Source organism: Mesorhizobium waitakense, from assembly GCF_056431085.1.
Window position 1 is genome coordinate 1 of the sequence record NZ_JBWKME010000159.1, and the last position, 2,486, is coordinate 2,486.

The following is a 2,486-nucleotide window of genomic DNA, read 5'->3' on the forward strand; positions in this document are numbered from 1 at the left end:
ACCTGGATCGATCAGATCGTTCGGCGGGTAGGCGCCGAAAAAGCCTCCGAGATGCGCCGCCACTGTCGCGCTGCATTTAATAGGGGTCTTCCTCACTTTGTGTGGTTCATTCGGCGTTAGTGATGATGCCACTATGCGCGGGGATGCTCACGAAATCGAAATGGTCGCCCGGCCCAGGGATCAAAGTTGTAAGTGTCACGCTCACTGACGATGATAGTTGGGTGGTTTCCGCTGTCGGACCCACGTGTGGCATTTGCCCCGATTGCGGACTGCGGAGCCGAAATCGGCATGGCTGGTCTAACCGCAGCCTTCAGGATCTGCCGGTTCAGGGCAAGTCCGTTACGGTAACGCTCCGGCTGAGCCGTTGGCGGTGCGCGCATCAGAAGTGTGAACGACAAACGTTCACCGATCGACTACCGAGTATTGCATCCCCTTATGGGCGCCGCACAAGGAGAGTCGCAGAGATTGTCAATCTGCTCGGCCACAGCACCGGTGGCCGGCCTGGCGAGCGCTTGATGGGACGGCTCGGTATGCCGGTCAGCGATGACACGATCCTGCGACGGCTGACGCGGGATGCAGCCGTCGCTCACTGCAACTCCGCGATTCGGGTCGTCGGCATCGATGACTGGAGCTGGCGGCGAGCATGGCGCTACGGGACGATGATCGTCGACCTGGAGCGGCGTTCGGTTGTGGATATTCTTGAGGACCGAAACGTGGCGAGCGCGGCGCAATGGCTGGAGCGGCACCCTTCTATCGAAATCGTGAGCCGAGACCGATGCGGGCTCTACGCACAAGCTGTTCGCGAGGGTGCGCCGCAAGCGCGCCAGGTGGCTGATCGGTTTCATCTCATGCACAACCTGCGCATCGCAATCGAGGAGCAGATGAGCCTTTCGGGCCGCGCCACGGGGCGGGCATTGCTGCCTAATGAGGCTGTCGGGAGCGCGCAAGTCGATCCGATTCGGAATGATCGGCACGTTGACGCAACGCATCGGCGGCAGGCGCGCTACGCTCATCGACTGTCGCGACACATGGTATTCGAGATGGTTCACGCCTTGCACAAGGAAGGGCTGTCCTGTTCCGAGATCTCTCGTCGTACCGGCTACGGTCCGCGCAGCATCGCGAAATGGCTGACTTTCGACAAGCCACCCGACCGACGCAGGGCGGCGTTGAAGCCGACGTCACCGTTATATTTTGAGGCGTTTCTCACCCAGTGCTGGACACATGGCAATCACTCCGGCCGAAACCTGTTCCACGATATCAGGCAGCGCGGCTACACGGGCAGTTTCTCGAATCTTGAGCGACTGCTCGCAAGCTGGCGCCGTGCCGATAGGCTAGCTAAGAACAGTGCGCCGCCGGCTCCGCTCATACACCCACAACCAGATGGCATTGTTGTGCCGATACGAGATCCTGCGACCGGCCATGTGATCTCGCCGGTAGTCGCCGCTGCCCTCTGCATGAAGCCGCGAAGTAGGCTGACGATCAATCAGGCGAGGAAGGTCGATGCCCTGAAGCAGGGATCACATGCCTTTGTCCTGATGCGCAGCCTTGCCATGCGATTTCGCGGCATCCTTCGGAGCCGTGAATCGAGCAAGCTCGACATGTGGATTGACGAAGCTGTCAACTCAGGGCTCTCCTCGATCGTCCGGTTCGCGCGGGTCCTGCGCCGTGACATCGCCGCCGTCCGCAACGCCGTCGAATTACCCTGGAGCAATGGCCAGGCGGAAGGCCAGATCAACCGCCTGATGTCGCGCTGCATTTAATAATGAGACTCCTCGGCGTAATGATATCAAGGCCTTAGCCTTGTACTTAAAATGAGAATTTGCATTTAATTTGAGATTCGCACTTGGGAGACCGGTAACTTCTCTGGGGTTAGGCGGCGCGCAGAAGGGGCGGTTTGGGCTTGAATAATGGAGGCACGTTCGGTTCTGGCTGTCGGAACGGTGCCCGCAGCCGATCGCGAAGTTCGCCATTGATCTCCGCCGTCCTGACCTGCATGAGCATGTGCGCACCGTGGAGAGACCAGCGCATCTGCTGCTTCTTGACCATGCGTTTGCCGACAAGCGAATTCACTGCTGACTCGGCGAGGCTGGTGGCGACACGAAGCCCAGTTCGGTATCGCTTGCCATAGTTGACGATCGCGCCGCGGTTCGATCTGACATAGGTCAGGAGCTGCGAGGCGAGGCTATGAACCGTGCGATCGAGAACTCGCTGTCTCCTTGCGAATCCTTCACTCTCTCCAAGAGTTGCTCCAGGTCGCGGATCGCGCGATCGACGCGCCCATGCCACAGGCGCCACTTCACGGCTCTGATGTCCCTGTGGAGGGTTGGAAGGGGCCTGGCACCGTCCGCGCGAGATCGAACCATGTGGTCGGCGATCTGCTGCATTGGTTGGAGCTTCATGGCGATGTGGAACCAGTCGATGATATGGCTGGTCGGCCTAGGACGTGGTGACGATTTAACTATCTGAGCCAAATGGCGATCGCTGCG

General features: G+C 59.7%; 1 protein-coding gene and 2 pseudogenes. 1 reads left to right on the forward strand and 2 read right to left on the reverse strand.

The window, feature by feature from the left end; genetic code table 11:
* Positions 1-143: 143 nt before the first annotated feature.
* Positions 144-1,742: pseudogene (locus AC07FD_RS30500) on the forward strand (ISL3 family transposase); the annotation flags it as partial.
* A 127-nt stretch (positions 1,743-1,869) separates the two neighbouring features.
* Here the strand turns inward: AC07FD_RS30500 and AC07FD_RS30505 are convergent.
* Together AC07FD_RS30505 and AC07FD_RS30510 are read right to left on the reverse strand one after the other, a co-directional pair.
* Positions 1,870-2,070, reverse strand: a complete 201-nt coding sequence (locus AC07FD_RS30505; RefSeq protein WP_147377794.1) for a hypothetical protein — start codon at positions 2,068-2,070, stop codon at positions 1,870-1,872.
* Positions 2,071-2,162: 92 nt separating this feature from the next.
* Positions 2,163-2,486, reverse strand: a pseudogene (locus AC07FD_RS30510) (hypothetical protein); the annotation flags it as partial.